The sequence below is a fragment of the Marinilabilia salmonicolor JCM 21150 genome (assembly GCF_000259075.1).
Taxonomy (GTDB): domain Bacteria; phylum Bacteroidota; class Bacteroidia; order Bacteroidales; family Marinilabiliaceae; genus Marinilabilia; species Marinilabilia salmonicolor.
Genome location: NZ_AJKI01000040.1, coordinates 172818 through 188172, shown reverse-complemented (window position 1 = coordinate 188172; position 15355 = coordinate 172818). Strand labels below are relative to the sequence as shown.

Sequence of the window (15355 nt, the reverse complement as noted above, 5' to 3'; positions counted from 1 at the left end):
TGAGTTTTGACGATTACGATAAAAGAACCGTAGTTTTTAGAGCGAAAGCTGGCTCAGTCTTGATTTTCTTTGCCTACTTTCTTGTATCAAGACAAGAAAGTAGGTCAGGGTTTAAGGGATGAAATCCCTTTTGGGAAATATTTAGGACACTATTAAACGTAAAATAACAAAATACAACTTACAACAATGAGAACATCAATATTCACAACAGGACTGGCACTGGCATCCCTTGCAGCAAGCGGATGTCAGCCACAACAGAAGAAACAACCGGAAAAGCCAAACATCCTGTTCATCATGACAGATGACCACTCCTATCAGACCCTGAGTGCTTACGACAATCGATACATCAACACACCCAATCTGGACAGAATTGCCAACGACGGAGTCATCTTCTCCAACAGTTTTGTGGCCAACTCCATCTGTGCCCCCAGCCGGGCAGTCATGCTCACCGGGAAACACAGCCATGCCAATGGTCAGATCGACAACTCTACAGCTTTTGACGGTAGCCAGCAAACATTTCCGAAAATCCTGCGTCAAAACGGTTACCAGACCGCTCTCATTGGGAAATGGCACCTGAAAAGTGACCCCACCGGGTTTGATTACTGGAATATCCTGCCGGGTCAGGGCTCCTATTACAATCCGGATTTCATTGAAATGGGTGAAAACAAACGGCACGAAGGTTATGTAACAGACCTGACAACAGATTTCGGAATTGAATGGATTGAAAATCGAAACAAAGAAAAGCCATTCTGTCTCTTGTTGCACCATAAGGCCGCACACAGAGTCTGGATGCCTGACACGGCTCATCTGAAGGAGTTTGCCGACACCACATTCCCCCTGCCGGAGACTTTTTATGATGATTATGAAGGTCGCAAGGCCGCACAGGAACAAAACCTGAGTATCCGAACCGACGATATGGATGTGGTATATGACCTTAAAATGGCTGACAAAGAGGGAGACATTCAGACAAGGTTGTCAGAAGCATACAGACATGGTGCCTATGCACGTCTGAATGATGCTCAGAAAAAAAGCTGGGATGACCACTACGATCCTATTATTGAAGATTTCAAGCAGGCCAATCTTTCCGGAAAGGAACTCAATGAATGGAAGTTTCAGCGGTATATGAGAGACTACCTTGCAACCATCCGCTCCCTGGACAACAATATCGGAAAATTGTTGGACTATCTCGACAAGGAAGGTTTGCTGGACAACACCTTGGTGGTTTATACATCTGATCAGGGATTCTACATGGGCGAACACGGATGGTTCGACAAGCGGTTTATCTACGAAGAATCATTCCGCACCCCCCTATTGATGCACTTCCCCGAAGGATATCAAAGAGCCGGAGAAATTCCGGAGATGGTTCAAAACATTGATTATGCGCCTACATTTCTGGACATCGCAGGGATTGAAATCCCGGAAGATATGCACGGAAAATCATTGCTCCCGTTAATGGATTCAAAGCCTGATAAAAACTGGCGGGATGCCCTTTACTATCATTACTATGAATTCCCAAACGAGCACATGGTAAAAAGACATTATGGCATAAGAACCGATCGATACAAGTTGATTCATTTCTATTACGACATCGATCAATGGGAACTATATGATCTGGAAAAAGATCCCCGGGAATTAAACAATCTCATCGATTCGCCTGAATATCAGGAAGAGATTGTCTCCCTCAGGAAACAACTCAAAGAGCTGATGCTTAAATACGATGACCAAAAGGCATTGAGGATTTTTGAAGGAGAGCTCGTGGTTACTGAATAAACTTTTTAGCAAAATCAGTAGTGAGGGCTTCACTTGAAGTGAAACCCTCACTATCATCATTATTACAATAACATGATCCGAATCATCACATCACTTCTGGCAACCCTGCTTTTCTCGGTTTGTATTTCCGGACAAACTCCGGAAACGCCACGACCCCGTACGCCGATCATGGGATGGTCGAGCTGGAACAACTACCATGTAAATATCAGCGAAGAAATTATTCAATCACAGGCTGATGCCATGGTCGCCTCGGGAATGAAGGAAGCAGGTTACTCCTACATCAACATCGACGATGGATTTTTTGGCGGACGAGATGAAAATGGCAGACTTCTGGCACACAAAAAAAGGTTTCCTTCAGGTATGAAGGCACTGGCCGATTACATCCATAAAAAGGGCTTAAAAGCCGGAATCTATTCTGATGCCGGCATCAATACCTGTGCCTCCTACTGGGATCAGGACACCATTGGCTCAGGCATGGGGTTGTATGGGCACGAATGGGCCGACTTAAACCTGATGCTCAAAGAATGGGGGTACGATTTTATAAAAATCGACTGGTGCGGCGGACAATGGCTCGACCTCGACGAAGAAACACGATATAGCCTGTTGGGAAAAATGATTCGCTCCATCCGTCCCGACGTGGTTTACAATATTTGCCGATGGGAGTTCCCGGGTAAATGGGCATTAACAACCGCTGATTCATGGCGCATCTCCGGAGACATCACCAATACTTTCGAATCTGTGATGCACATTGTGGACAAAAATGCAGACCTCTGGAAATATTCGGGCCCCGGACACGTCAACGACATGGATATGCTACAGGTGGGACGCGGCATGAGCTATGAAGAGGACAAAACCCACTTCTCCATGTGGTGTATGCTCAATTCTCCTTTACTTGCAGGAAACGACCTTGCAAAAATGTCGAATGAAACACTGGAGATTCTGACCAATAAAGAATTAATTTCCATCAACCAGGATCCGCTGGTCTATCAGGCACGGAAACTGGAGGATCATGGTGACTTGGAACTCTGGGCCCGCCCCCTGCTATCCACAATAAGCGGCAAGGTGGCCGTGGCTTTACTCAACAGATCCAACCAAACCCAAACCATAACTATAGAACTGGAAAAAGTGGCCATCATGCCCGGTGAGGCTTACACCGTCAGGGACTGTTGGGAACATACTACATCCTCCCTGACAAGAAAACCAACCCTGTCTTATGACGTCCCTCCCCACGGAGTAGTCGTATTGAAAATTGATGGCACCAATCCTCCCTTTAATGTTTTTCAGTTCGAGAATGGGAAAAAACCGCAATAACAAGAAACAACAAGTATTGAAATAATCCTCTGACTATGAAAAACGCTAAATATCTTCTCCTATTCCTGTTTATTGCTTCAGCCTTAGACACAAAGGCTCAGGAAGCCAAATATTCCACCTATTACTACCAGAGAGCTTCTCTTTTTGAGCAACTCCCGGTGGACTACAACGACATCGTTTTCCTGGGAAACAGCATTACCGACGGAGGCGAATGGGCAGAGCTTTTCAACAATCCCAATGTTAAAAACCGAGGAATCAGCGGTGATATTACCATGGGAGTTTATGATCGTTTGGATGCCATTCTCAAAGGTCAACCGGAAAAGATTTTTCTTCTCATCGGCATTAACGATGTGGCCCGGGGACTGTCCGTTGATTCCATTGTCGGCAACATTGAATTGATTACTGAGGCCGTTAAAAGAGAATCACCTGCCACACAATTATTCCTGCAAAGTGTACTGCCGGTGAATGATGAATTTCCCGGATTTAAAGGCCATACTTCCCGCTATCAAATGGTTCCCGAAATCAATAAAAAGCTAAAGCTGCTGGCCCAGAAAGAGGTTGTCACCTATATCGATCTGTTCACACACTTCGTGGATGAATCGGGCATCAAAATGGATAAAAAATACACCAATGATGGTCTTCATCTGACGGGTGAAGGCTATGTGATTTGGAGAGATATTATTGCACCGTACCTCTAAAAACACAAAACTATCAAGTGAATTCAAATCTCATGAAAAATACTTTCTATATATCATCCATTACCGCCGGAATATTAATGAGTTGTTCCCCTCAGGCTCCTCAGGAAAAAAATTCACGCAATATTTCGAAACCCAATGTCCTGCTTATCTACACCGATGATGTAGGATATGGAGATATTGGCATTTATGGAGGAGAAGTGCCAACTCCGCACATTGATGTACTGGCCCAAAGTGGCATACAATTCACCAATGCCTATGCAACCTCTGCCACCTGCACCCCGTCACGATTTTCTTTGTTGACAGGGGAATATTCCTGGCGCAAACCGGGCCGGGGCGTTGCACCGGGGGATGCACCCGCCCTTATCCGTCCGGGCAAAGAAACTTTACCTGCTGTAATGCAACGGGCAGGATACCACACCGGAGTGATTGGCAAATGGCATCTGGGGCTGGGAGGAGAAAACGGCCCCGACTGGAATGGAAAAATAAGTCCCGGACCGCTTGAAATCGGATTTGATTATTCCTTTATCATTCCCGCCACAGGCGATCGCGTTCCCACTGTTTTTGTGGAAAACCACCATGTGGTAAATCTTGATTCATCAGATCCGATTGAAGTAAGCTTTCGCGAAAAAGTGGGAGACCGACCAACCGGGACAGAAAATCCGGAAAAACTCACACACCAATGGTCGCACGGTCACAATCACACCATCATCAATGGTATCAGCCGAATAGGCTATATGTCAGGAGGGGAATCAGCCCTCTGGCGGGATGAGGACTTTGCAGATACTTTCCTGAAACAGACCAAAAAATTTCTGGAGCAGGAAAAAGAGAAACCCTTCTTCCTCCTTTTCTCCACACACGACATCCATGTTCCCAGAGTTCCGAACGAACGATTTCAGGGAACAACAGACCAGGGTCCCAGAGGGGATGCAATAGCCCAGCTCGACTGGTCGGTGGGCCAATTGATGAACCTACTTGAGGAGAAAGGACTTGAAGAGAATACACTAATTATTTTCTCTTCCGACAATGGTCCTGTGCTTGATGACGGATATGAAGACAATGCTGCTGAGAATCTGGGACTTCACGACCCGTTCAGCAACCTGAGAGGTGGAAAATACAGTGCTTTTGAAGCAGGAACCAAAGTTCCCTTCATAGTTTCCTGGCCCAAAGAAATTAAAGCAGGTCAAACAAGCACCGCCTTATTCAGTCAGATTGATCTGCTGGCCTCCTTTGCTCATTTCACAAAAACTGACTTCAACGAAAATCAGGCCATAGATTCACAAAACAAATGGAACACCCTCACGGGGAAAGACAAAATCGGACGTCAATGGGTGATTCAGGAGGCTATCCAGGGAGTCCTTTCCATCCTGGATACAAAAGGTTACAAATACATCGCTCCCAAGGACGGAAGTAAACTGGTTTCCTGGGGAGTGAATATAGAAACCGGCTTTACCTTGGAGCCCCAGCTGTATCATCTGAAAGAAGACCCTCAGGAAATCAAAAACATAGCAGAAACACATCCTGATATAGTCAACAACTTAAAAACCCGGCTCGACAGCATTAAAAGATAATAATACTTAAAAAATATTGCACACATGCATCATCCAATTACAATAAAACAATTACTGATTTTCTCTGTCAGTTTTTTCTTTTCTGCTTCCATTTTTGGACAAAACATTCCTGATGTTTTCCCAACACCACAGGAAACATCCTACACCGGAAATCAATTTGCTCCTGAGAAAGGAAAGACCACCTGGAAGTTGAGTAGTGACATTTCCCCGGATATTACAAAAGAATTGCAGGAATTATTCAAAAATCTGAATATTACCATTATTGCAGGAATTTGGGAAGAGTCGAAAAATTATACAATTAAATCCGCCCCGTCAAAACCGGAAGGATATTATCTTAAATTATCCGGAGACAGCGTTGTTTTGTCCGGTCACGACTATGATGGCCTTTATTATGCACTTCAGACAATCAAACAAATTGTTCCGGCAGGAAATCAACCATTGCAAATCCCGGGGATTGAAATTACTGACTGGCCGGATGTCCCGTTCAGAGGTTCTGTTGAAGGGTTTTACGGAGAACCCTGGAGTCATAAAGATCGATTAAGCCAACTTGAATTCTATGGAAAGCACAAGCTAAATACTTACATCTATGGCCCAAAAGATGATCCATACCACGGTTTTTCAGACCAATGGAGAGAACCCTATCCGGAAGAAAAAGCCCGCGAAATTGAAGAGCTGGTTAAAGTAGCCGAAAAAAACCATGTAAATTATGTATGGGCTGTGCACCCCGGTCGCGATATTCACTGGACCGATGATGATGAAGATGGAACCATCGATGACTTTGAAGCCTGCCGTAAAAAATTTGAGTTGATGTATAATATGGGTGTTCGGTCATTTGCGGTTTTCTTCGATGACATCAGCGGGGAAGGAACCAATGCCAAAATGCAGGCCAAAATGCTGAACTACCTGAATCAGGAGTTTGTAAGCAAAAAACAGGATGTTACACCATTAATCATGTGTCCCACACAGTACAACAGAGCCTGGTCATCAGGAGATTACCTCCAAATACTTGGAAGCGAACTGGATCAGAATATACGGATTATGTGGACCGGGAACTCGGTCTGTGCAGACATCACCAAAGAAAGTGTAGATTGGATAACTGAAAGAATCCAACGAAAACCTTTTATTTGGTGGAACTGGCCTGTAAGTGATTATGTACGTACCCGTTTGCTGCTGGGCCGTGTTTACGGGCTGGATAAAGAAAATCAGGGATCTCTTTCAGGGTTCACCTCCAATCCCATGGATAAACCGGAGGCCTCAAAAATAGGACTGTTTGGAGTGGCAGACTATACATGGAACATGAAGGGTTTTAATTCAGAAGTCACATGGAAAAAAGGGATTGAACGTCTATTCCCGAAAACATCAGAAGCCATGATAACCTTCGCGATGCACAACAGCGACCAGGGGCCCAACACACATAATTACAGACGGGAAGAATCGGAAAACGTCCGTCCTTTCATTGAGGAGTTTATGCACTCTTACGCCAAAGACGGTGTCATTCCCCAAAAATCTCACCATCAAATAACCGCTGAGTTTCAAAAAATAAAGGAGGCAGGCGCCACCCTCAGAAAAGAACTCCCAAATTCTCATCCGGCCTTTTTTGAAGAAACAAAGTACTGGATCTACTCATTTGAATCTCTTGGAGAAGCAGGAACGACACTCCTCAACAACCTACGGACGAGCAATGAATCCTCCAAAACCCGGATTGCAGAACTGAATAAGATGCTTGGGCAGTTCAGGCAAATGGATGCCTATAGTAAGCTTCAGAAAAAAGCCGGAGAACCGGATCCATGGGCACAGGGATGCGTCACCGGTAGTACTGTTCTTACACCCTTTGTCCAAAACCTGTTTCAACTTCGTGCTTCTGAAATTCATACTTCAATCACCGGAGAAAAACCGGCTGCAAAAGGACTCAGCGAAGCTTTCTTCAAACCAATAACCAACATTAACTCGCTGAACAATCTTCAGCTCACCCGGGATGGGAAATACATTAAAATCAACCCCATACTGGAAATCATAAAGCTTAATCCAGGCGATTTCATAGGTATCGAACTCCCTGAAGGTATCTTTGCCAATTATGTACACGCCATCCTTGGAAATAAAGAAGTTTCTGAATACGGTGAAATCCAGGGATCAAAAAATGGAACAGACTGGAAAAAGATAGATACCCGCAACAACGAGGGAACGATGCAGGCACGACTGGAGGAAGAGGATAAAATAAGATTTGTTCGCTACATGAACATTTCTGCCAAAACTGTGGCTCTCAAAACAGATCTGTTTAAAGTGGATATCCCCGAGGATTCAAGAGTTAACAGCCCGGAAGCAATGACGGACAAAACTGTCTCCTCATATTACAAAATGCCGGTTTCGGAAGAATCCATAAATATTTCAGTGCCCGAGAACAAACGAGTAACATCGGTGATGATTCTTGGCGATTTTGCAAATTCAACAGTACATTTTGTTGATGGTTCATCAGTCCTTTATTCCGAACTATCGGAAGAGAACAAGAAGATAATTGATAACATCACCATTTTCAATCAACCATCACAAAGCCAGATTCACGAGATTTATTGGGTCAACGGAATGGATTAGCTTTTACAGGAGAGTCAAATGCTCCCAAAACAAAATGAAAGAATCAATTAATAAACATACATACCGAATGTCACATAAACTATTTCTATTAATCGGTTTGTTCGCAGTCCTTGTCTCTGCAACAGGACAGAACAACGAACGCCCGGACTGGGAAAATCCTCTGGTAACGGAAATTAACAAGGAGCCCGCACGGGCTACATTCACCTCTTTCCCTGATGCAGAAAAGGCTTTGAGCGGAGAGCCATCTATCTTCCGGAAATCTTTAAACGGCACATGGAAATTTAACTTCGCCAAGTCACCCTCTGAGAAACCCGATAATTTCTTTCAGGAAGACTATGACGTCAGCAACTGGGACAATATCAAAGTTCCCGGCAACTGGGAAGTGGAAGGATTCGGCATTCCCATCTACGTAAACATCCAATATGAATTTGCCGATCCAAGAACTTCCATTACAGAGATGAAGGATGGCCCCAAACCACCGCAAATTCCACACGATTACAATCCGGTGGGGTCCTATCGACGCACCTTTGAAGTTCCCCACGACTGGAACGGCCGCCAGATATTCATTAAACTGGGCGCAGTAAAGTCTGCTTTCTACATCTGGATAAACGGAGAAAAAGTAGGTTACAGTCAGGGGAGTAAACTACCCGCCGAATTTGATATAACCAAATTTGTCAGGACCGGCAAAGAAAACTCTGTCGCTCTGGAGGTCTATCGATGGAGCGATGCAAGCTACCTTGAATGCCAGGATTTCTGGCGCATTTCGGGCATCGAAAGGGATGTGGAAATTTACAGTCAGCCAAAAACACGCATCCGGGACTTCGAGGTCGTTTCTAACCTCGACGAAAGCTACAAAAAAGGAAAACTTGATCTTTTTGTGGACATCAGGAACCACCTTTATGCCAATAAAAACATCACGGTTGGGATGGAACTGACAGAGACAAACAACAACCCGGTGGTTGCCCAAAAGCAATCGATAGAACTTCCAAAAAACAGTGAAGTCACTGTTGAAATGGCTGCCACCATTGCCAATGTCAAGCCCTGGAGTGCTGAATACCCCAATCTTTACAACCTGATCATCCAACTCTATGATGAAAATGGAGAAGTTCTGGAATCCACTATCCGTAAAATCGGATTCCGATCGGTGGAAATCACCAGAGGACAGCTGCTCGTCAATGGAGTGCCCGTCACCCTGAAAGGAGCCAATCTTCATGAGCATCATCCTGAAACAGGCCACGTAATGGACGAAGAAACCATGATGCGTGACATTGAGCTCATGAAACAAAACAATTTCAATGCCGTTCGTCTGGCACACTACCCGCAAGCGGAGCGCTGGTATGAATTATGCGATGAACATGGTCTTTACATTGTCGATGAGGCAAACATTGAATCACATGGCCTTGGGTACGGCGAAAAATCACTGGGGAAAGACCCTCTGTGGGAAAAGGCTCACGTAGAACGAATGACCCGAATGGTGGAACGTGACAAGAACCATCCTTCAGTCATTATTTGGTCAATGGGCAACGAAGGGGGTAACGGGGTCAACTTCTATGCCGGTTACAAAGCCATTAAAGAACTGGACCGAAGCAAACGCCCGGTGCAGTATGAACGTACCGAAGTTGGAAGTCGTTATGCGCTCGATTTCGATTGGAATACCGATATCATTGTTCCTCAATATCCGGGTCCATCCACTTTTGAATGGTTTGGCGAAAAATTGCTCGACCGGCCCTTCATCCCCTCCGAATATGCCCATGCCATGGGAAACAGCATGGGAAACTTTCAGGATTACTGGGACATCATCAACAAATACCCGCAATTACAGGGTGGATTTATCTGGGACTGGGTCAATCAGGGCATACGTACAACCGATGACAAGGGTAATGAGATATTTGCCTTTGGAGGCGATTTTGGAGAAAACATGCCCAGTGACGGCAACTTCCTGCTCAACGGAATTGTGAATGCAGACCGATCCCCCCAGCCGGGTCTTTTGGAAGCAAAAAAAGCACACGAATGGGTTACCTTTGAATCATTGCGACTAAATGACAAGACGGCCAAAATACTGGTTGAAAATCGTTATGACTTCACCAACCTTAGCGCATATCAAATCAGGGCTTTCATTAAAAGTGACGGAAAAACATTGAAAAAGGTTGACCTTCCCTTAATGAAAACACCTCCTCATCTGGGGGAAACCGTCACTTTCGACATTTCAGGCATTTCTCCAAAACCAGACACTGAATATTTCCTTGAATTGGAAGTAACCACTCGTGAAAAACATGGAGTTATTCCCAAAGGGCATTTAGTCGCCCGGGAACAATTTAAACTCCCCTGGAAAGAAGATCATCCGGAGATTACCGAATCGGCTTATGATGTTAAGCAACAGGAGACAGATGATCTTTTTGTTTTTGAAGCCGGTAAAGTAACGCTTTCTATCGAAAAAGCGACCGGAAGAATAAAGAGCTATCGTTTGAACAAAACCGAACTATTGACCAACGATGGTGGTCCTGTGCCAGATTTCTGGAGAGCCCCCAACGACAATGACTTCGGTGCGGGAATGCCCCGGAATAACATCAACTGGAAAAAGGCCACCCAAAATCAACAACTTGAAAACATAGAACTGGTGAAAAACAGCAAGGGAGAGTATCAGATCATTGCTGTCTGGAATATGCCTGATGCCAACACCCGTTTCCATACTACCTACACCATTCATGGCAATGGCAGTGTAACGCTCCTCAATAAACTGGAAGCCTCAGCTACGGAAAACAATGACATCCCGAGAGTGGGTATGGTCTTAACACTGCCCCGGGAATTCGATCAACTCACCTGGTTTGGTCGCGGTCCGTGGGAAAACTATGTGGACAGAAAAGCAGCTTCTTTTGTCGGGCTATACTCCTCAACAGCGGCAGAACAGATGGTGCCTTACGAACGTCCGCAGGAAAACGGAAACAAAACCGGTGTCCGATGGGCCGCCCTTACCAATAAAAAAGGAGTGGGACTCATGGCCATCTCAGCAGAGCATCCCGGTGAAGGATTTGAGATGACTGCCATGCCTTACCTCACCGCTGATTTTGATGCAAGAGAAGGATACGAGTACGGCCCTGTTCACCTGGAGCAAAAACACATTGCACAGGTAAAAGAGAGAAACCTGATTCGCTGGAATATCGATTACGGACAACGGGGTTTGGGAGGTATCAACAGCTGGGGAGCACAGCCACTGGATAATTACCGGTTGTCTCCGGACAAAGAATACACCTATTCTTTCAAGCTGATTCCGGTCGAAGCAAATGATCAGGACCAACTTATACAAAAAGTCAAAGAAAAATGATTCTCATGCAAAATAACATTTTCAAATATGCTCCTGCTGCAATAGCCCTGCTGGCCATGAGCAGCTGCGGGCAACCGAAAGAAAAGACTCCTCAAAAGCCCAATATCATCTACATTCTGGCAGACGATTTAGGATATGGAGACCTTAGTTGTTACGGGCAGGAAAAATTTCAAACACCCAACATCGACCAACTGGCTGCAGAAGGCATCCGGTTTACCAGCCATTACAGCGGAAGTACTGTTTGTGCCCCTTCCAGAAGCTCCCTGCTCACAGGGTTGCATACAGGTCATGCCCCGGTCCGTGGAAATCGGGAGATTCAACCCGAAGGACAGCAACCCATGCCGGCAGATACCCGCACAGTGGCACACGAACTAAAAGATGCAGGTTACAATACGGCCTGTATTGGGAAATGGGGCCTTGGCTATCCCGGATCGGTAAGTGACCCGTTAAAAATGGGATTTGACTATTTCTTTGGTTACAACTGTCAGCGACACGCCCATCACTATTTTGTGGACTATTTATGGGAAAACGATCGCAAAATTGAATATCCGGAAAAAGTCTATAGCCACGATGTGCAAACAGAAAAAGCCTTCGATTACATCCGGTCGCAACAGGACAGTACATTCTTTCTTTATCTGGCTTATACCATCCCACATGCGGAAATGCGCCTGCCTGACGAATACCTGAAACCATTTATCGACCGATATCCGGAACCGGAACCATTTCCGGGAGGACATTATGGGGAACAGCAACATCCGCGTGCAGCATTTGCCGCCATGGTAACTCACATGGATCGCGATATCGGGAGACTGATGCAATTATTAAAAGATCTGGGGTTGGATGAAAATACACTCGTCGTTTTCACCTCCGACAACGGAACCCATGTGGAAGGTGGTAACGACCCCGATTTCTTCGATAGCAACGGCCCTTTCCGCGGTTACAAAAGAGATTTGTATGAAGGAGGCATCCGCGTTCCATTTATTGCTCGTTGGAAAAATGTGATTGAACCGGGCCGTGAATCCGATCATATTTCAGCCTTCTGGGATATGTACCCCACATTTTGTGAGCTGGCAGGAAAGCAACCGGAAAAAAATACCGATGGCATCTCCATGGTTCCCGAATTTACCGGAAAAGAGCAGCCCAAACATGAATATCTTTACTGGGAGTTCCCGGTGCTGGGCGGACGCCAGGCAGTTCGCATGGGTAACTGGAAAGGTGTCCGCTATGATCTCGCCAGTGGCAACCGCAACATTGAACTCTATAATCTGGATACCGATCCGGGAGAAACCAATAATGTTGCAGTCAATCATCCGGAGGTGTTAAGCAAAATCAGCGCTGCCATGCAGGAAGCGCATGAACCTTCGCTGTTTTTTAAACTACCAATTGATGAATAATACAGAAGAGGCGATCCAAAAAGTACAATTTTAATGTCTTTCTGAGTGCCTACCCAAAAAAAGTTTGGGGAATAATGTAAAAATGACAGAATTGGCTCGTCCCTGAAAGGGGCAAATTTTAATTACCCCGGGTCGATAACCCGGGGTAAGGCTGAAAGATTGGAATCAGGTCCCCGAATGGGGGCCAACAATTACAACCCTGACTTTCCGATTGTTGTAAAAATCTGTTATTGGTAGCTTGTCGAAGAATCTGTTTGTTTGAATGACAGATGTTTCGGCTACGCTCAACATGACACTTTTGGTGTGATTTATACTTTTTGGACAGCCTCTAAATGATCTTAAAAACGCTTGTCCAAACCATCATCAGAAAAACCGTTTATGAAAAAATCACTTCTCATATTTATTTTTCTCACAGCATTAAATTCAATGTTGTTTGCCGACAATCCTCCCTCTCCACTAACCCTGTGGTACGACCAACCGGCCAGTCAATGGGAAGAGGCCCTCCCAATTGGGAATGGGCACATGGGGGCAATGATTTTTGGGGGCATCGACAAGGAGAGAATACAGCTAAATGAGGAAACAATCTGGACCAAACGAGATGAATTCACCGACAAACCGGACGGACATAAATACATCAACAAGATCAGAACGTTGCTCTTTGAGGAGCAATATGAAGAAGCAGAAAAACTGGTCCGCCGGCATCTGCTGGAAGACAGAATGCCCAACAATACCAACACTTATCAAACTCTTGGAGATCTTCATCTTGATTTCGAGAAGTTTGAACAAATTAGCCAGTATCGCCGTCAACTGAATCTTGAAAACGCAACTGCTTCGGTCTCTTTTATCTCCGATGGCGTTCATTATTCCAGAGAGTCCTTCTCTTCTAACCCCGCAAATGCCACCTTTATGAAATTGTCCGCAGATAAACCGGGTCGGATTTCTTTTACGGCAAGTCTCAACAGACCCGGTGAAGGTGAAAATATTTCAGTGGATGGCCACACCATCATCATGAATCAGAAAGTGGATAACAAAGACGGGGTTACTTATGAAACAAGGATTCAGATTCGGGCCAAAGGAGGAACATTAGAAGCTAAAGACAAAAGCATAAAGATTTCAGGTGCCGCTGAAGTTGTGCTGATTCAGGTGGCGGCAACAGACTACCGGGGGGAAAACCCAACCCAATCATGTAAAAAATACCTGAAAGATATTGCAGAAAAGAGCTATGACGATCTCAGAAAGGAACACATCAGTGATTATCAATCCTTGTTCAATCGGGTATCGCTGGATCTGGGAACTTCGGATGCCATCTATTTCCCCGTGGATGAACGCCTGACAGCACTTCGAAAAGGTGCTGAAGACCCTGCCCTGTTTTCATTGTACTATCAGTTCGGGCGATACCTGCTCATTTCATCATCGCGCCCGGGTTCCTTGCCCGCCAATCTTCAGGGATTGTGGGAAAGCACCTTAACACCTCCCTGGAATGCCGATTATCACATCAACATAAACATACAAATGAACTACTGGCCTGCGGTGGTCACAAATCTCCCGGAATGCCACCTACCCTTCCTGAATTTTATCGGACAACTCCGGGAAAATGGCCGAAAAACAGCCAACACACTTTATGGTGCCAGGGGATTCACCGCCCACCACACCACTGACGCCTGGCACTTCACCACGGCTCAGGGACAACCTCAATGGGCAATGTGGCCTATGGGTGCTGCCTGGGCATCAACACATATCTGGGAACATTTCCTGTTCACCCGCGACACCACATTCCTCAGGAATTATGGCTTTGACGTGATGAAAGAAGCAGCCCTTTTCCTCAGCGACTTCCTGGTAAAAGACCCTGAGACCGGGCGGCTTGTATCCGGCCCCTCCATGTCTCCCGAAAATACCTTTTTCACACCCCGGGGCAATCGTGCTTCAGTAGTAATGGGACCCTCCATGGACCATCAAATCATTCACCATCTGTTTTCATCGGTAATTGAAGCTGCCAAAGTATTAAATGCCGAAGATCATTTCACCCGAAAGATCACCCGGCAGCTAAAACAACTTACACCTTCGGAAATCGGGGAGGACGGACGCATTCTGGAGTGGTCTGAAGACCTAAAGGAAGCAGAGCCCGGACACCGGCACATGTCACATCTCTATGGACTTTATCCCTCCAGTCAGTTTTCCTGGCAAAAAACACCCGAACTGATGGAGGCTGCCCGAAAAGTAATTGAAAAACGCCTGAAACACGGAGGTGGGCACACCGGCTGGAGTCGGGCCTGGATGGTTAATTTCTATGCACGCCTCAAAGACAGTAACGAAGCGTATCAAAACATGAGGGCTTTGCTGACAAAATCCACCCATCCCAATCTTTTCGATAACCATCCACCTTTCCAGATTGACGGTAACTTTGGTGGCACTGCTGGATTGACAGAAATGTTGTTGCAATCACATCAGGGTAATATTGAACTCCTGCCTGCGTTACCTTTTCAATGGAGGGAAGGATCTGTAAAGGGTCTTAAGGCACGGGGTGGATATACCATTAACATATCCTGGAGCGATGGCGCTCTAACCACAGCAGAAATTATTGGACCGGTGGATACAGATGTTCCGGTGGTTTACAACGGGCAAGCCATCAATGTGACCATCAATAAAGGGGAAACAACCATTATTCTGGCACAGGACTTTTAAACTACCTGACCCCTGAGACTT

The 15355-nt window shown here is 45.5% G+C and carries 8 protein-coding genes; all 8 read left to right on the top strand.

Annotated elements, in window-relative coordinates:
• The first annotated feature begins 186 nt into the window (after positions 1-186).
• Positions 187-1770, top strand: coding sequence for a sulfatase family protein (locus W7W_RS0117145; RefSeq protein WP_010664900.1), 1584 nt, complete (start codon positions 187-189; stop codon positions 1768-1770).
• Between the two features lie 72 nt (positions 1771-1842).
• Entirely contained in the window at positions 1843-3081 is a 1239-nt protein-coding gene (locus W7W_RS0117140; RefSeq protein ID WP_010664899.1) for a glycoside hydrolase family 27 protein, read from the top strand.
• A gap of 35 nt (positions 3082-3116) precedes the next feature.
• On the top strand, positions 3117-3779 hold the full coding sequence (locus W7W_RS0117135; protein WP_010664898.1) for a GDSL-type esterase/lipase family protein: 663 nt from the start codon (positions 3117-3119) through the stop codon (positions 3777-3779).
• A 32-nt stretch (positions 3780-3811) separates the two neighbouring features.
• Complete coding sequence (locus W7W_RS0117130; RefSeq protein WP_010664897.1) at positions 3812-5347, top strand: sulfatase-like hydrolase/transferase; 1536 nt, start codon at positions 3812-3814, stop codon at positions 5345-5347.
• A 24-nt stretch (positions 5348-5371) separates the two neighbouring features.
• Positions 5372-7936: a beta-N-acetylglucosaminidase domain-containing protein gene (locus W7W_RS22425; protein WP_010664896.1), complete on the top strand. Its 2565-nt coding sequence runs from the start codon at positions 5372-5374 to the stop codon at positions 7934-7936.
• A 67-nt stretch (positions 7937-8003) separates the two neighbouring features.
• Entirely contained in the window at positions 8004-11258 is a 3255-nt protein-coding gene (locus tag W7W_RS0117120) for a glycoside hydrolase family 2 TIM barrel-domain containing protein (RefSeq protein WP_025006854.1), read from the top strand.
• A 5-nt stretch (positions 11259-11263) separates the two neighbouring features.
• The gene (locus W7W_RS0117115) at positions 11264-12652 is read left to right on the top strand and encodes an arylsulfatase (RefSeq protein WP_148660846.1); all 1389 of its coding nucleotides are present in this window, start codon (positions 11264-11266) and stop codon (positions 12650-12652) included.
• A 378-nt stretch (positions 12653-13030) separates the two neighbouring features.
• Entirely contained in the window at positions 13031-15334 is a 2304-nt protein-coding gene (locus W7W_RS0117110) for a glycoside hydrolase family 95 protein (protein WP_010664893.1), read from the top strand.
• Positions 15335-15355 lie beyond the last annotated feature (21 nt).

Coding starts and splice junctions, on each gene's coding strand:
- W7W_RS0117145 (WP_010664900.1), top strand. CDS start 187: ATGAGAACATCAATATTCACAACAGGACTGGCACTGGCATCCCTTGCA.
- W7W_RS0117140 (WP_010664899.1), top strand. CDS start 1,843: ATGATCCGAATCATCACATCACTTCTGGCAACCCTGCTTTTCTCGGTT.
- W7W_RS0117135 (WP_010664898.1), top strand. CDS start 3,117: ATGAAAAACGCTAAATATCTTCTCCTATTCCTGTTTATTGCTTCAGCC.
- W7W_RS0117130 (WP_010664897.1), top strand. CDS start 3,812: ATGAAAAATACTTTCTATATATCATCCATTACCGCCGGAATATTAATG.
- W7W_RS22425 (WP_010664896.1), top strand. CDS start 5,372: ATGCATCATCCAATTACAATAAAACAATTACTGATTTTCTCTGTCAGT.
- W7W_RS0117120 (WP_025006854.1), top strand. CDS start 8,004: ATGTCACATAAACTATTTCTATTAATCGGTTTGTTCGCAGTCCTTGTC.
- W7W_RS0117115 (WP_148660846.1), top strand. CDS start 11,264: ATGCAAAATAACATTTTCAAATATGCTCCTGCTGCAATAGCCCTGCTG.
- W7W_RS0117110 (WP_010664893.1), top strand. CDS start 13,031: ATGAAAAAATCACTTCTCATATTTATTTTTCTCACAGCATTAAATTCA.